Annotated in this window: 12 protein-coding genes; 5 read left to right on the plus strand and 7 right to left on the minus strand. The window is 54.7% G+C overall.

From position 1 onward, the window contains the following. Positions 1-12: 12 nt before the first annotated feature. The 3 genes from BC440_RS00215 to acs form a co-directional block, all read right to left on the minus strand. Complete coding sequence (locus tag BC440_RS00215) at positions 13-867, minus strand: universal stress protein (RefSeq protein WP_071239327.1); 855 nt, start codon at positions 865-867, stop codon at positions 13-15. A gap of 12 nt (positions 868-879) precedes the next feature. After that, positions 880-2,370 carry a SulP family inorganic anion transporter gene (locus BC440_RS00220; RefSeq protein ID WP_063092110.1) on the minus strand — a complete coding sequence of 497 codons (1,491 nt, stop codon included), beginning with the start codon at positions 2,368-2,370 and terminating at the stop codon, positions 880-882. A gap of 256 nt (positions 2,371-2,626) precedes the next feature. Then, positions 2,627-4,573, minus strand: coding sequence for an acetate--CoA ligase (gene acs / locus BC440_RS00225; protein WP_007088284.1), 1,947 nt, complete (start codon positions 4,571-4,573; stop codon positions 2,627-2,629). Positions 4,574-5,107: 534 nt separating this feature from the next. Here acs and rmuC point away from each other — a divergent pair. After that, the gene (gene rmuC / locus BC440_RS00230) at positions 5,108-6,568 is read left to right on the plus strand and encodes a DNA recombination protein RmuC (protein ID WP_063092111.1); all 1,461 of its coding nucleotides are present in this window, start codon (positions 5,108-5,110) and stop codon (positions 6,566-6,568) included. Between the two features lie 125 nt (positions 6,569-6,693). Further along, positions 6,694-7,212, plus strand: a complete 519-nt coding sequence (def, locus tag BC440_RS00235; protein WP_037989353.1) for a peptide deformylase — start codon at positions 6,694-6,696, stop codon at positions 7,210-7,212. A 45-nt stretch (positions 7,213-7,257) separates the two neighbouring features. Here def and BC440_RS00240 read toward each other — a convergent pair whose 3' ends face one another. Further along, positions 7,258-8,244, minus strand: a complete 987-nt coding sequence (locus BC440_RS00240; protein WP_223304952.1) for a methyltransferase type 12 — start codon at positions 8,242-8,244, stop codon at positions 7,258-7,260. Positions 8,245-8,319: 75 nt separating this feature from the next. Here BC440_RS00240 and fmt point away from each other — a divergent pair, with 75 nt between their 5' ends. Continuing rightward, the gene (gene fmt, locus BC440_RS00245; protein WP_063092113.1) at positions 8,320-9,249 is read left to right on the plus strand and encodes a methionyl-tRNA formyltransferase; all 930 of its coding nucleotides are present in this window, start codon (positions 8,320-8,322) and stop codon (positions 9,247-9,249) included. Between the two features lie 4 nt (positions 9,250-9,253). After that, positions 9,254-9,769 (plus strand): GNAT family N-acetyltransferase, encoded by a 516-nt coding sequence (locus BC440_RS00250; RefSeq protein ID WP_063092114.1) that lies wholly within the window; start codon positions 9,254-9,256, stop codon positions 9,767-9,769. Between the two features lie 12 nt (positions 9,770-9,781). Here BC440_RS00250 and BC440_RS00255 read toward each other — a convergent pair whose 3' ends face one another. Further along, the gene (locus tag BC440_RS00255) at positions 9,782-10,771 is read right to left on the minus strand and encodes a LysR family transcriptional regulator (protein WP_037989424.1); all 990 of its coding nucleotides are present in this window, start codon (positions 10,769-10,771) and stop codon (positions 9,782-9,784) included. A gap of 142 nt (positions 10,772-10,913) precedes the next feature. Between BC440_RS00255 and BC440_RS00260 the strand changes: the two genes are divergently transcribed. Continuing rightward, complete coding sequence (locus BC440_RS00260; protein WP_007088277.1) at positions 10,914-11,096, plus strand: hypothetical protein; 183 nt, start codon at positions 10,914-10,916, stop codon at positions 11,094-11,096. Positions 11,097-11,284: 188 nt separating this feature from the next. Here BC440_RS00260 and BC440_RS00265 read toward each other — a convergent pair whose 3' ends face one another. Continuing rightward, the gene (locus BC440_RS00265; protein WP_063092115.1) at positions 11,285-12,559 is read right to left on the minus strand and encodes an MFS transporter; all 1,275 of its coding nucleotides are present in this window, start codon (positions 12,557-12,559) and stop codon (positions 11,285-11,287) included. A gap of 174 nt (positions 12,560-12,733) precedes the next feature. Beyond that, positions 12,734-14,749, minus strand: coding sequence for a TRAP transporter permease (locus BC440_RS00270; RefSeq protein ID WP_063092116.1), 2,016 nt, complete (start codon positions 14,747-14,749; stop codon positions 12,734-12,736). Between the last annotated feature and the right edge of the window lie 3 nt (positions 14,750-14,752).

A 14,752-nucleotide genomic window follows, 5' to 3' on the forward strand; every position in this document is an offset into this window, starting at 1 on the left:
CCGATCAGTCATTTAGCGGAACATCATTACCGGCACATGGCAGAACCGAACCATTTCGGTGGTGGTGCTGCCGATGATCAGGTTGCGGATGCGCGAATGGCCGTATGCGCCCATGATCAGAAGGTCGATGCCATCCGCCTCGATCCGGTTTTTGATCACGTCTTCGGGTTCACCGGCCTCGAAACCGGCGTCAACATCGTACCCGGCCTTGCGCAAAATGGTCGCCGCGTCATCAAGCTTTTCCTGAAGGCTATCTGTTGGTTTGCCAACGCACAGCAAGACGCACGGAAGTCCGGTAAACAGCTTGCCACCCGCAATGTGGCGCAAGGCCTTCATCGCACTTTCGCCGCCGTCAAACGCAATCAGGAACTTGTTGATCGGCTTGAATGCGCGCGACGCGACCAGAACCGGTTTGGTCGCAGACCGGACAACCCGTTCAAGATTTGACCCCAGATGCAGTTTGGCAAAATCGGCGGCCTCGCCCCGCTTGCCAATGATGATCAGGTCGGCATCGCCTTCAAACTTGCCAATTGCATCAATCAGATCGCCATGACGAAGCTTGGAGGTAACGGATGAAAGTCCAGCTTCTTCAAGGCCCGATTTGGCTTCTTCAAGCAACAGCCGCCCGCGTTTCAGCTCCAGCTTGGCCTTTTGTTCATCAAGGTCGGCCAGTTCCTGCAAAAGGGCGCTACGTGCACCAAGTTTGAGGTTACCACTAAGGTCGGCGGGTTCGGAGCCCACGCCGCGACGGCCCAGCACATGCATCAGCTCAACCGATGCTTCGGTGCGTTTGGCTACCCAGCAGGTCAGGTCGCGAACGCTTTGCGAATAGCCCGATCCATCGATCAGTGCGATCAGATGTGTCATTGAACGTTCCCCTTAGTGGCCCATCAGGCGTTCAAGCGCGCCGGGCTTGTCATGGATCGCCAGCTTATCAACAATTGTCTCGCTGGCTTCATTGAGACCGATCAACTCGACCTCGGCTCCCTCACGGCGGAATTTCAGCACGACCATATCAAGGGCCGCAACACTTGAAATATCCCAGATATGGGCGTGGCTGACATCAATCGTGACTTTATCAAGTGCCTCGCGGAAATCGAATGCCTTGGTGAAATCCTCGACCGAGGCAAAGAAAATCTGCCCGCGCACTTCATAGGTCCGCCATGTGCCATCGTCTGAAAGCGTGCTGGTAACCCGGAAGATCTGCGCGATTTTCCACGCAAAGAATATCCCCGAAAGCAAAACCCCGATCAGAACGCCAATCGCAAGATTATGCGTGCCGACCACGGTCACAACGGTTGCCAGCATCACGATGGATGAACTGCGCGGATGTTCGCGCAGGTTTTTGATCGAAGACCAGCTGAATGTCCCGATTGATACCATGATCATGATTGCGACGAGTGCTGCCATCGGGATGATTGCCACCAGATCGCCCAGAACCACAATCAGGATCAGAAGGAAAATACCGGCAAGGAAGGTCGAAAGGCGGCACCGCCCGCCCGACTTCACGTTGATTACCGACTGGCCGATCATCGCACAACCGGCCATGCCACCGATGAAACCGGTAAAGAAGTTGGCAATCCCCTGACCATAGCATTCGCGAATGCGGTTCGATGGTGTATCGGTCAGCTCGTCGACGATCTGTGCCGTCATCAGACTTTCCAGAAGCCCGACCGCCGCCACCGCCGCCGAATAGGGCAGGATGATCAGGAAGGTATCAAGGTTCAGCGGCACATCAGGCAGATAAATCGCCGGGAAGGCATCAGGCAATGCGCCCATATCACCGACCGTGCGCAAATCACCATCAATAAACAGCGACAGGATCGTCAGAACGATAATGCAGATCAGTGGCGAGGGGACAATTTTCGTGATCCGCGGGAACAGGTAAATAATTGCAAGGCCACCGGCAACCATCACATAGGTCATGATGCTGACATTGGTCAGTTCTGGAAGCTGCGCCATGAAAATCAGAATGGCAAGCGCGTTGACAAAGCCCGTCATCACCGATTTCGAGACAAACCGCATCAGGTTCCCAAGCCGAAGCGCCCCGGCCAGCATCTGGATCACCCCGGCAAGCACGGTTGCCGCCAGCAGGTAATCAAGCCCGTGATCGCGTACAAGCGAGCCCATCAGAACGGCGGTTGCCGCGGTCGCGGCCGAAATCATGCCCGGGCGTCCGCCAAAGATCGCGGTAATCACGGCAATCGAGAAGGATGCATAAAGCCCGACCTTCGGGTCGACCCCGGCAATGATGGAAAAGGCAATGGCTTCGGGGATAAGTGCAAGTGCCACCACAAGGCCTGAAAGCACATCACCACGGATATTGCCAAGCCATTCGGCCCGCAAACGCGGAAGGAAATCGGTATTCACAGAATTTCTCCGTATCAAACAGCCCAGTCTGTCCCCGGGGCTGGAGTGTCATCTGGCGGCATGAAAGCCGTCCCTAACGGTCAGTATTGCAATGCAGAAGGCTGTACCTATACCAATTTAAAATATGGCACAACCGCAGGGGGCGTGATCTTTGCCGGGCATTTTGTGCAAAACCCAGTCTGGAACGGAAAAACCCGCCGGAATAGCGGCGGGTTTTGTCCTGAAGTTCTGATCTCTGCGATTTAGGCAGATCAGACTATTTCCGGTTTTGGCGGTTTTCGATCAGATCATCAACCACGCCCGGGTCGGCAAGGGTCGATGTATCGCCAAGCTGGTCATATTCGTTGGCGGCAATCTTGCGCAGGATACGGCGCATGATTTTGCCCGAACGGGTTTTCGGAAGACCCGGTGACCACTGGATATAATCGGGGCTGGCAATCGGGCCGATTTCCTTGCGCACCCACTGAACCAGTTCCTTGCGCAGTTCTTCGGTCGGTTCTTCACCGGCATTCAGCGTGACATAAGCATAGATGCCCTGTCCTTTGATGTCGTGGGGAACACCGACCACGGCGGCCTCGGCCACCTTGGAATGTGCGACCAGTGCACTTTCAACCTCGGCGGTGCCCATCCGGTGGCCTGAAACGTTGATCACGTCATCAACGCGGCCCGTGATCCAGTAATAACCATCTTCGTCCCGTCGTGCACCGTCGCCGGTGGTATAGACATTGGCGAATGTGCTGAAATAGGTCTGGATGAACCGTTCATGATCGCCATAAACCGTGCGCATCTGCCCCGGCCAGCTATCCTTGATCACAAGGTTGCCATCGGTTGCGCCGGCAAGTTCCTTGCCTTCATTATCCAGAAGGGCAGGCTGAACACCAAAGAACGGAAGCGTCGCTGACCCCGGTTTAAGGTCGGTCGCACCCGGAAGCGGCGTAATCAGGATGCCGCCGGTTTCGGTCTGCCACCAGGTATCGACAATCGGGCATTTCCGTTTGCCGACATGCTCGTGATACCATTCCCATGCCTCGGGGTTGATCGGCTCGCCCACCGAACCAAGGATACGCAGGGACGAAAGATCCGCCTTGTTGACCCAGCTTTCGCCTTCGCGCATCAGGGCACGGATCGCGGTTGGCGCGGTATAGAAGATATTGACCTTGTGCTTCTCGCACACCTGCCAGAAACGCGATGCATCCGGATAGCTCGGCACACCCTCAAACATCAGGGTCGTTGCCCCGTTGGCCAGCGGCCCGTAAACAATATAACTGTGCCCGGTGACCCAGCCAACATCGGCCGTACACCAGTAAATATCGCCTTCGTGATAATCAAAGACATACTGATGGGTCATTGATGCGTAAACAAGGTAACCGCCCGACGTATGCAAAACGCCCTTTGGCTTGCCGGTCGAACCCGACGTATACAGAACAAAAAGCGGGTCTTCGGCATTGACTTCGGTCGGCGGGCAATCAGGGGATGCTGCCTCGCAGACCTCGTGATACCAGACGTCGCGGGCATCGTTCCACGCAATGTCCTTGCCGGTGTGCTTGACGACAACAAGCTTTTCGACGGATTTGACACCGGGATGCGAAAGCGCTTCGTCCGCATTGCGTTTCAGCGGCACACCGCGCCCACCACGAAGACCTTCATCCGATGTGATGACAACCTTCGCACCGCAATCTTCAACGCGGCCGGCCAATGCTTCGGGCGAAAAGCCGCCAAATACGATGGAATGGATCGCACCGATGCGCGCGCAGGCCAGCATCGAAACCGCTGCGGCCGGGATCATCGGCAGATAAATGACAACGCGGTCGCCCTTGCCCACACCCATCGATTTAAGTGCGTTGGCAAACCGGCAGACACGTTCATGCAGGTCTTTATAGGTGATATGTTCGGAAACGGACGGATCGTCGCCTTCGAAAATGATCGCGGTCTGATCACCGCGTTTTGCCAGATGACGATCAAGGCAGTTGGCCGCAACGTTCAGCGTACCGTCTTCATACCATTTGATATAAAGGTCCTTGGTGTCAAAGCTGACATTCTTGACCTTGGTAAACGGCTTGATCCAGTCGATGCGTTTGCCATGTTCGCCCCAGAAGCCTTCGGGGTCTTCGACCGACTGCTTGTACATGGCGTCGTATTTTGCCTTGTCGATCAGCGCGCCCTTCGCGATGTCGTCGGATACGGGATAAACGTTCGCAGACATATGTGGCCTCTTGTTCGTTTCCTGTTGTCTGTACGTTCGCACCGGTTACCTGCCCGCTGAAAGGTCTTTGGGCCGGTGCGATATTCTTGTGCGTTTCAGGTACCGGTTTTCGCAGTCGCAATAATTGGTGCGGGACAACCGAACGGGCGATGCAAGATCATCCGGTCGATATGGCGTAAATCGGTTCCTGTCGCTTGCGCCCTATGCTAGTGCGCTGATGGATTTCAGGGAATACAACTTAAGACGGGGGGCAAAATGGCGCGCAACTGCCGCGGCACCGTTCTGATTTCCCTGCCTTGCGTTTGAATGCATTGTTGCAACACAACCAATCCATCCCAGCAATCCTGTCTCGATGCTGACAAACGAGCATTCCCCGAAGTAGGTAATTGAAACATAGTCATATTATTGCGATTTCGCCAGTCACGATCTGACGTTTTGCGACGTTTCACAGCGATATATCAAATCGGTTGCGTTCTGGATTTAATGGAACAAAACAGATACAAAGAAATCAGGCTATAACCAAACGGTGGGAACATGGATCCGATCTCTCTTGCAGCGGGCGCAATTGCGGCACTTGTCGTCGCACTGGTTTTCAGTGTGCTGATGGTCAAACGCACCAAAGAAGCCGTGATGGCAGAGGCAGAGTCGCGAACCGCCTTGCTGGCGGCACAACTCGATCAGGTCGATGCAACCCGGCGTGAACTGACAAACGAATTGGCAACCACGCGTAACCGGCTTTCCGAAGAATCCGAAAAGCGCGCCATTGCCGAAACCAGACTGGAAAAAGAGCGCGAAGCCACCACCGAAAAGCTCGCGATGCTTGATGATGCGCGCACCAAACTGCTTGATAGCTTCAAGGCATTGTCGTCTGACGCGCTTAAAGTCAACAATGACGAGTTCATGAAGCTGGCGCGTGAGAATTTCTCGCGCATGCAGGAAGGGGCCAAAGGCGATCTGGAAAAACGCCAGCAGGCCATCGACAGCCTCGTCAAACCGATTCAGGAACGTTTGCAGGCGTTTGATACCAAGGTCAATGAACTGGAAAATTCGCGCAAGGAAGCTTATGGCGAATTGCGCAATCAGGTCGGCCAGCTGGTTGAATCGCAAACCCGTCTGTCCAAGGAAACCCAGACGCTAAGCTCTGCCCTGCGGTCTAGTTCGTCGGTATCAGGCAAATGGGGTGAATTGCAGCTGCGCCGGATCGTTGAGCTGGCCGGCATGCTCAAACATTGCGATTTCGAAGAACAGGTGCATTTCAATACCGACGAAGGCGCGCAGAAGCCCGATATGGTCATTCATCTGCCGGGTGGTAAAAACATCGTCGTCGATGCCAAGGCCCCGACATCGGCCTATCTTGAGGCGATCGATGAAAAGCACGACGACATCCGTCGCGAGGCCCTGATGGGCACCTATGTGACCAATGTGCGCAAGGTGATTTCCGACCTGTCAAAAAAATCCTATTGGAAATCGGTCGATTCGCCCGAATTTGTTGTTCTGTTTCTGCCCGGCGAAAGCTTCTTTTCGGCGGCCCTTGAACGAGATCCCCGCCTGATCGAAGACAGCTTCCGCGATGGTGTCATTCTGGCGACCCCGACAACCTTGTTGGGACTTCTGAAGGCCGTGGCCTATGGCTGGCGCCAGGAAGCCTTGGCCGAAAATGCCCGCGATATCAGCGAAATCGGTCAGCAGCTTTTTGATCGTCTGGGGACCCTTGCCAAAAACTTTGCCTTGATGGGCAAGTCGCTTGAAAGCACGGTCAAAAACTACAACAAGACTCTTGGCACGCTTGAAGGAACGGTTCTGGTTTCAGCGCGCAAGCTCAAGGAAAAGCATATCGTTGCCGACGACCGCGCCATCGAAGAACCACTTCATGCTGAAACCCATGTGCGTGAAATCACCAAAACCGAATTGCTTGGCGCACCTTCTGATGTTTTGACGGCCCAAACCGATGATGATGACGATGAAACGCCCCATACCGGTACCGATCATGGCTGAGTTGCACGTTAATCGCGTTAATATGGGGCTGTTGCTTGACTAAGCTGCGACGAAACCTTATCTCGAAGCGCTGATTTCGCTATAATGCGATGAACGCATAGATTTCCAGACCGGACAGAAGACACATGGCCCTGCGCGACATTCTCATTGTTCCCGATCCCCGCCTTAAGCAGGAATGCGAAGAGGTGGCAGAGGTGAATGACGAAATCCGTGAATTGCTCGATGACATGCTTGAAACCATGTATGCGGCACCGGGTATCGGCCTTGCTGCGCCCCAGATCGGCGTGATGAAGCGTGTGGTTGTCATGGATGTGTCCGATGACAAGGAAAAGCCCCAGCCGCTGAAGCTCGTGAACCCGGAAATCATCTGGGAATCCGAGGATACATCTGTCTATCAGGAAGGCTGCCTGTCGATCCCGGAACAATATGCCGATGTCGAACGCCCTGCCGAAGTTGGCCTGCGCTACCTGGATGAAAACGGCAAGGAGCATGAAATTGAGGCCGATGGCCTGCTCGCCACCTGCATCCAGCATGAACTTGATCACCTTGATGGCATTCTGTTCACGGATTATCTCAGTGCGCTTAAGCGCAACATGATCCTGAAAAAGGTGCAGAAGCTGCAAAAGACGAAAAAGTCTGCCTGAGTCGATCAGTTTTCAGTCTTAAGAAGGGCCGTATGATCGGCCCTTTCATTTTGCGCGCGGTTTGAGGGAGCCGATATCCATTCCGATGATCCAGCCTTCGCGTTTGCGGATGATCGGGCGATCAGGCAGATATTCGGGATGTTTGCCATCGGCAATGCGGATCAGTCCCAGGGCTCCGACCAGCGCATCAAACGCATCGTCCTTGCCCTCGTCAGGGCCGAAACCTGATTTGATGTCGGCCGCAACTGCGGTGTTTATTTCAATTCCATTTCCCACGGCATAGTCGATCAGGGCCGCAACAGCCAGAGTACGGCTTTTATGATTTGATTTGGTCACCTCATCAATACCGAGCCAGCCATAGATTTCACCGGGATAGGTTTCAATCAGGGTTACGCCGTTCTGTTGGCAGCATGTCGAAAGATCACCAGTAAAGGGCCATATGTTAAATCCATCGCGATAGCCGGGAATGATCAGATGTTCGAGCCCGTGCAACATTGCTTTGCCAACCTGATTGGCACCAAGGGTCCAGAAAGACGGGCAGGCGGCGGGGCGGTGATAGGTGGCCCCTTCGCACAGGCGATAAAGCTTATCAAAGCTTGATACACCAAGGGCATCTACAAGATGTCCACGCTTTACACTGCCTTTTACGCGGGCTGTTTTGGGATAGAACGGTCTGTGATGGGTGATTTCGTCCGGGTTTGTGCAGACGTCGGAAAAGCTATCCCATTTGCCAGTGAAAATAATATCCAGCAAAGATTTAAAATCTTGAATATTTGCGCCATCATACCAGTGATCGACAAAGCCGACCGGCATATCAAGACCAAGCCAAAGGGCGTGGTCCCGACCGTATTGTGAAAGTGACTGGCGAAACTGGTTTAACAGTCCGACCGGCTCGATCGCATAAATCAGCCATCCGGATGTATTGCGGCGTGCTTTGGCGACCCATCGGGATTTGGCAGATATGCTCCAGTCTGCATGCCATATATGTTCGACCGGGTATTTGCGCGGCTCGGGAAAGGCTTGGCTTGTCATTTCCACAAGATAGCGCCAAATTGCCGACCAGTAATCGAAAAATACCCCCGACATTGTGATGAATGGACGTGACCGATGACCAAGCTGCGCATTGCCTTTATGGGAACTCCGGATTTTGCCCTTGTGGCGTTAAAGCAACTGGTCGCAGCCGGTCATGATATTGTCTGCGTCTATTCCCAGCCGCCACGCCCGGCCGGTCGCGGGCAAAAGGAAACGCCGACCCCGGTTCATGCATGGGCGCAAGAACAGGGGATCGAGGTCCGCACGCCTGTTTCCCTGAAATCAGATGACCAGAAACAGGCCTTTGCCGACCTTGATCTTGATGTTGCGGTGGTCGCGGCCTATGGCCTGATCCTGCCAAAGGCTATTCTCGATGCGCCGAAATATGGTTGTCTGAACATTCATGCGTCCCTTTTGCCGCGCTGGCGTGGTGCGGCCCCGATCCAGCGCGCCATACTGGCGGGGGATGACAAGACCGGTGTGACCATCATGCAGATGGATGTCGGGCTTGATACCGGTGACATGCTGTTGGTCGGTGATATTCCGATCACGTCCGAAACTTATGCCAATGCCCTGCATGACGATCTTGCCGAGCTGGGGGGCAAACTGATTGTCGAGGCGCTTGAAAAGCTTCCGGTCAGTGGATTACGGGCAACCAAACAGCCTGAAGACGGCGTGACCTACGCTGCCAAGCTTGAAAAATCCGAGGCAAAGCTTGATTTCACCGATTATGCTGCGGCACTTGAACGCAAGATCCGCGCATTTACCCCATGGCCGGGTGCCTATTTCGAATTTGGCAAGGAACGTATCAAGGTGCAGGCCGCCATCGTTACCGACCAGACCGGTCCGGTGGGCACCATCCTTGACGATAATCTGACGATTGCGTGCGGCACCGGTGCGCTGCGCCCGACCCGCATTCAACGGCCGGGCAAGGCAGTTATGGATACCGATGCGGTGTTGCGCGGCTATGACAAGCTTGCCAAGGGCGTGGTTTTGCAGGGCTAAGTCCATGGAAATGGTATTCGACATTCGCAAAGCCACTAACCGGGACGGCGATCAAATCGCAATCCTGATTGATGCGGTCTTTTCTGACTATCCCGGTTGCATCTTTGACCGTGCGGGCGAGTTTCCTGAACTTGATGCGATTGCCGATGATTTCACCGCCGGGAATGGTTGTATCTGGGTTGTCGAGGGGGATGGGCGTGTTTTGGGATGCCTTGGCATCAAATACGATCCGGCACAAAAGCAGGCGGAATTGCACAAGGTCTATCTGGATCGGGCCACCCGCGGGCAGGGCGTTGCACAACGCATGCTGACAAAGGCACTTGATTGGCTGATGCAAACCCATCCTGATAGCACCGAACTTGTCCTTTGGACCGATACACGGTTTGAAGCCGGACATCGCTTTTATGAAAAATGCGGGTTCACCCGAACTGGCGAAACCCGCATTCTTGATGATCTTAGTGCCTCGTCGGAATACCGGTTCAAAGCTCGACCGAACGATGTTCTGCTTCGGATTACCTGACCGCTTGCGAACTCAGCTTTGCTGCCCGGTAACCGGGGCTGCAATGGCCTTGGTTTCGGTAACAGCTTCGGGTTTGCGGACGGAGCGAGCATCGCGCAGGCCGAGCTCCCATGGCGGGATCGGGGTGAATTTTTCGGCCAGAAAGTCTACAAAGGCACGGACCTTTGGCGACAGGTGACGTTTGTGTGGATACACAGCCGAAATCCACGCCAGATCGTGAACATATTCTGTCAGAACCGGCGTCAGGCGGCCCGCACGGATATCTTCATGAACCAGATATTCGGCCAGTCGCGCCATGCCGAGTCCGGCAACGACCGCTTCGTGCAATGCGTCACCGTCATTGGCGGAAAAACTGCCCTGTGCCCGGAACGAAACATGACCTTCGGGGGTATCGAAATGCCAGTCGTTGAAGCTTTCGCGCGAAGACAGATGCAGACAGTCGTGGTTTTCAAGTTCCTGGGGTTTACGCGGGATACCGTTCTTTTCCAGATATTCCGGCGATGCGACGATCATGCGGCGGTTGACCGCATATTTGCGCGCGATCAGGGATGAATCTTCAAGGGCGGACAGGCGAATCGCCAGATCGTAACCATCGTTGACCAGATCGGTGAATTTATCATCCAGCGTCAATTCAATCCTTACATCGGGATAACGCGCCAGAAATTCCGGAATCAACGGCACGACCTGATATTTGGTGAAGGCCACCGATGCGTTGATACGCAACGTTCCGCGCGGGGCTGCGTAAAGCTGGGTCACGACTTCTTCGGCTTCTTCGATCTCGTTTAAGATCGTGCGGGCGCGTTCGTAAAAGGCACGGCCTTCTTCGGTCAGGCTAAGCTGGCGGGTGGTGCGCATCAAAAGACGCGCGCCAAGTCTGTCTTCAAGGCGCGAAATGTATTTTGAAACCGCCGAAGGTGACAGACGCATGGTCCGTGCAGCAGCTGAAAAACTGCCTTCTTCAACGGCATGGACAAAGATTTCCATTTCTGCGGCGCGATCCATCGGTGTATTTCCTATTTATGACCAATATTCACAAGTAATGTGCATATTGAGGTAATTCTCTTCTGCCGTAAAGGAAATTAGATTGGGTTCATCAAACGCGACACGTTGTCGCAATGAACCAAATTCTTAAAGGAGGTCTGCCATGACCACTTATGCTGACATCACCAAGCTGAACATCAAAACCAGCGAGATTGAAGCTGGCGTGCGCAAAGGCCAACAGCTTCGCGCTGAATATATCGGCAGCCTGTTCCGCAGCCTGTTCAAAGGCTCTGACAAGTCCGCCGACATCAAGCATCCGGCTGGCACCGTTGGCGGTGCTGCCTAATTGACGACCTCGCGGTCGAGCGACGTTTGATCTTCCTCCCCAAACGACGCTCCCGCGATGGACTACCGCGTTTTTTCTAGCGTCTTCCTCCCTAGACGACGCTGTTTTCCCGACTGGCCCGGGCTCTTTTGAGCTCCGGGCCATTTTTTTGTCTCATCGTCGATTTCCGACTTTGAAATCCCCCGGCCTTATTCACCGGTTTGGCGGGCGACGCCCGGCGGGATATAGAAGCCCGGCCGTTCCGACATCCATGACAGCACCGAAACAACCGCCATTGCGACGATGGTGATCCAAAGCGTCGTGCCGATATCAATATCGGCGGCAAACATCCAGCCATAGATCGCCGGGCCAATCGCCGATGCCAGAACCATGACCGCAGTCAAAGTGCTTCGAACCGCACCAATTTCATCCAGTGGCACCAGTTCCGGGATAATCGCGGTGCGTAATGTTGTGGCAAAGCCGGTGGTGATCCCCAGCATCCCCATATAAACCGGGATCATGACCGGGGTTTCGGTGATCGCCAGCAACGATACCGCCCCGATGGCCGGGATCAGATGATAGGGGAACAGCTTGCGAGCGGTATGGCTGTCAATCAGCGGTCCGCTGCCAAAGGCCCCGATCACCGATGTGATGGCGAAAACCGTAAAGCCCGCTGCAAACCAGGTGAGGTCGATGTCTTTACTGGCTGAAATCGATCCCTGATGGAAGAACAGGGCGGTCATCACCAGCGGCGGGGCGGCCAGCATCGGCATGCAGAACCAGATATAGCGTGACCGGAACAGGCGCGGATGGCTGCCTGTGGGTGACGTATCCCGGGCGACCTCCTGATTCGCACTAGCGGTCTTGCTGTTGTTTTCCATTTTGCCCGGTGCTTCGCGGAATTTCGCGTTATCGCGGATCAGCAGGATCGCAATCGGCATCAGGATAACCACGATGAAAATACCGGCCCCGGCATAGGTGGCCCGCCAGCCAAATCCGGCAATAAGTGCCAGCAGGGTTACCGGCATGATTGCCTCTGCCAATGGAAAGCCAAAGCTTGCAATGGCGAGGGCACGTCCACGACTGCGGTCAAAATAACGCGCAATGCCGGTCATGCTGACATGGCTCATCAATCCCTGTCCAGCCAGACGCAGAATAAACAGGGCCGCAATCAGCATCCAGGCCGACTGTGCGGCGGCAATCACAAGGCAGCCGATGGTCAGCAATACCATGGTCGCCAGGCTGTAGCGCAGCATATCGATGCGGTCGATCAATCGCCCGATGAAAGGCAGGCAAAGCGCGCTTGCGATGGTGATCCCGGCATAAATATTGGCAAACTCGGTTTCATTGATCGAAAGGCTGGCGCCGATGAACGGAACGAAAAGGGCGACCAGAAAGGTCTGACCGAATGACGAGCCAAAACTATGAAGCGCCCCGAATGCCAACGGGCGGGGTGCCTGACGCAAAAGACTGAGGAATTGCATGAGGTTCAATCAATAGTATGAGGAATTCTTCCGGCGATATTATCTAGGGCGGTGAAAAGCGTCTACTGCCCGAATGCATAGGTATTATGTAAGCAAATAATAAGAAAAAACCCCCGCAAGAACATGTTCTTGCGGGGGTTTTCGGATCAAAAGTAAGTCGTTTCAGCGGTGAAATCAGGCAGCTATTTTGGCTGCCGGACCATCCGAATGACGGCTTTTCCACCAGTTCAGGCCCAGTATCGCCAGAATGACGACCGTGCCTGCGATCTCTGCCCGAATGTCAGGATAGAAGATGCCAATTGTCGCTGGAACAATCAGAATGCGTGACACCAGATCAATCTTGGCAAACATGAAGCCTTCGAGTGCGGCGGCAAAAGCCGCCAGCGACAGGATCGCGGTAAAACCAGTCCAGAGCACAAGCGGCAGCGGGCCACCAGTGATGATTTCCGGATTGAACACCATGAAGGCCGGGATCAGATAGAGGCCCTTGGCAAATTTCCAGGCCTGCATACTGGTTTCCAATGGACTGGCCCCGGCAATCGCGGCCCCGGCAAAACCGGCAAGCGCAATGGGCGGGGTCACGTTACTGTCCTGAGAATACCAGAACACCACCAGATGAGCGATCAGCAACGGAATGCCGAACTCGTTGGACAGTGCCGGTCCGACCAGAACGATCAGAACGATATAGGATGCCGTCACCGGCAGGCCCATGCCGAGAATCAGGCTGGCGATCAACACCAGAACCAGTGCCAGAACAATATGGCCGCCCGAGAAAGCGATCATCATCGACGAGAATTTCAGACCCAAACCGGTCAGTCCGACGACGCCGACAATAATACCGGCAACAGCGCAGGCCATGCTGACCGCAACCGCATTTTTTGCACCGAGTTCAAGGGCGGCAATTGTAATCCTGACGCCATTGGCAAGGGCAACCTTGAGGCGATCATGGCTTGCCTTTTCGCCGTTCTGCGGCGCGACATAGAAGAACCAGATCACGTATCGCAGGGCGGCAACCGCAAGGACGGAAATGATCGCCCAGAAACCGACACGCATCGGTGAAATGTTCAGCACCAGAAGGTAAATCAGAACGCCAAGCGGCAGAATGAATTGCCAGCCTTCCTTAAGCACCTGCTTCCAATCGGGCAGTTCTTCGACCGGCATGCCACGCATACCGTTTTTCAGCGCGACGATATGGACAAACAGATAAACCGTGCCGAGATACAGGATCGCCGGGAAGATCGAGACCATGACGATTTCAAGATACGGAACCTGTGTATATTCGGAAATCAGGAATGCACCTGCCCCCATGAGAGGTGGCGTGATCTGGCCGCCGGTCGAGGCAGCGGCTTCGATACCACCGGCCTGTGCGGGGCGATAACCCAATTTTTTCATCAGTGGAATGGTAAAGGCCCCGGTGGTGACAACGTTGGCAATCGCCGAACCGCTGATTGATCCCATACCGGCAGACGCCAGCACCGCGGCCTTTGCGGGACCGCCAGCCTTTCTGCCGGTCGCCGCATAGGCCATGTCGATAAAGAATTTACCCGCACCGGTCACTTCAAGGAATGCGCCAAACAGGACGAACATGAAGATGTAGGTCGCTGCAACTCCCATCGGCAGGCCATAAATGCCTTCCTGACCAAGATAAAGCTGACCGACTAGGCGATCCACATCAGCGCCCCGGTGGCTAAGGATGCCGGGCAGCCATTCACCAAGCCATGGCAATGCACCACGTGGACCGGAAAGTGCATAGACGATTGCAATGATGCCAATCACAGTCATGCCAAGGCCAACAGCACGACGGCTGGCTTCGAGTACGGTGACGGTTGCAATGATGCCGATGATCAGATCGGTACTGGTCCAGAAACCCGCACGGTTGAAAATCTCGTCCAGATAGAAGGACAGATAGAATCCCGTAATGAACGCACCAGCCAGAAATCCCAGATCGATGACCCAACCCAGAACGCCCCGTTTGCGGTTCGATCCGAAAACGGGGAACATCAGAAAGGCCAGAAACATCACAAAGGCCAGATGGATCGAACGCTGATAAAACAGGCCAAGCGGCTCGATCCCAGCGCCATACATCTGGAACAGTGAAAGTGCAACGGCGACAACAGAAATTGCCAGTACAACCAGTTTGGGTTGTGGCAGTTTGTCCGCCAAGGACGGAAGCGGTGCCGGTTCAGACATGAA

This window comes from Thalassospira sp. MIT1004 (assembly GCF_001858545.1).
Taxonomy (GTDB): Bacteria; Pseudomonadota; Alphaproteobacteria; order Rhodospirillales; family Thalassospiraceae; genus Thalassospira; species Thalassospira xiamenensis.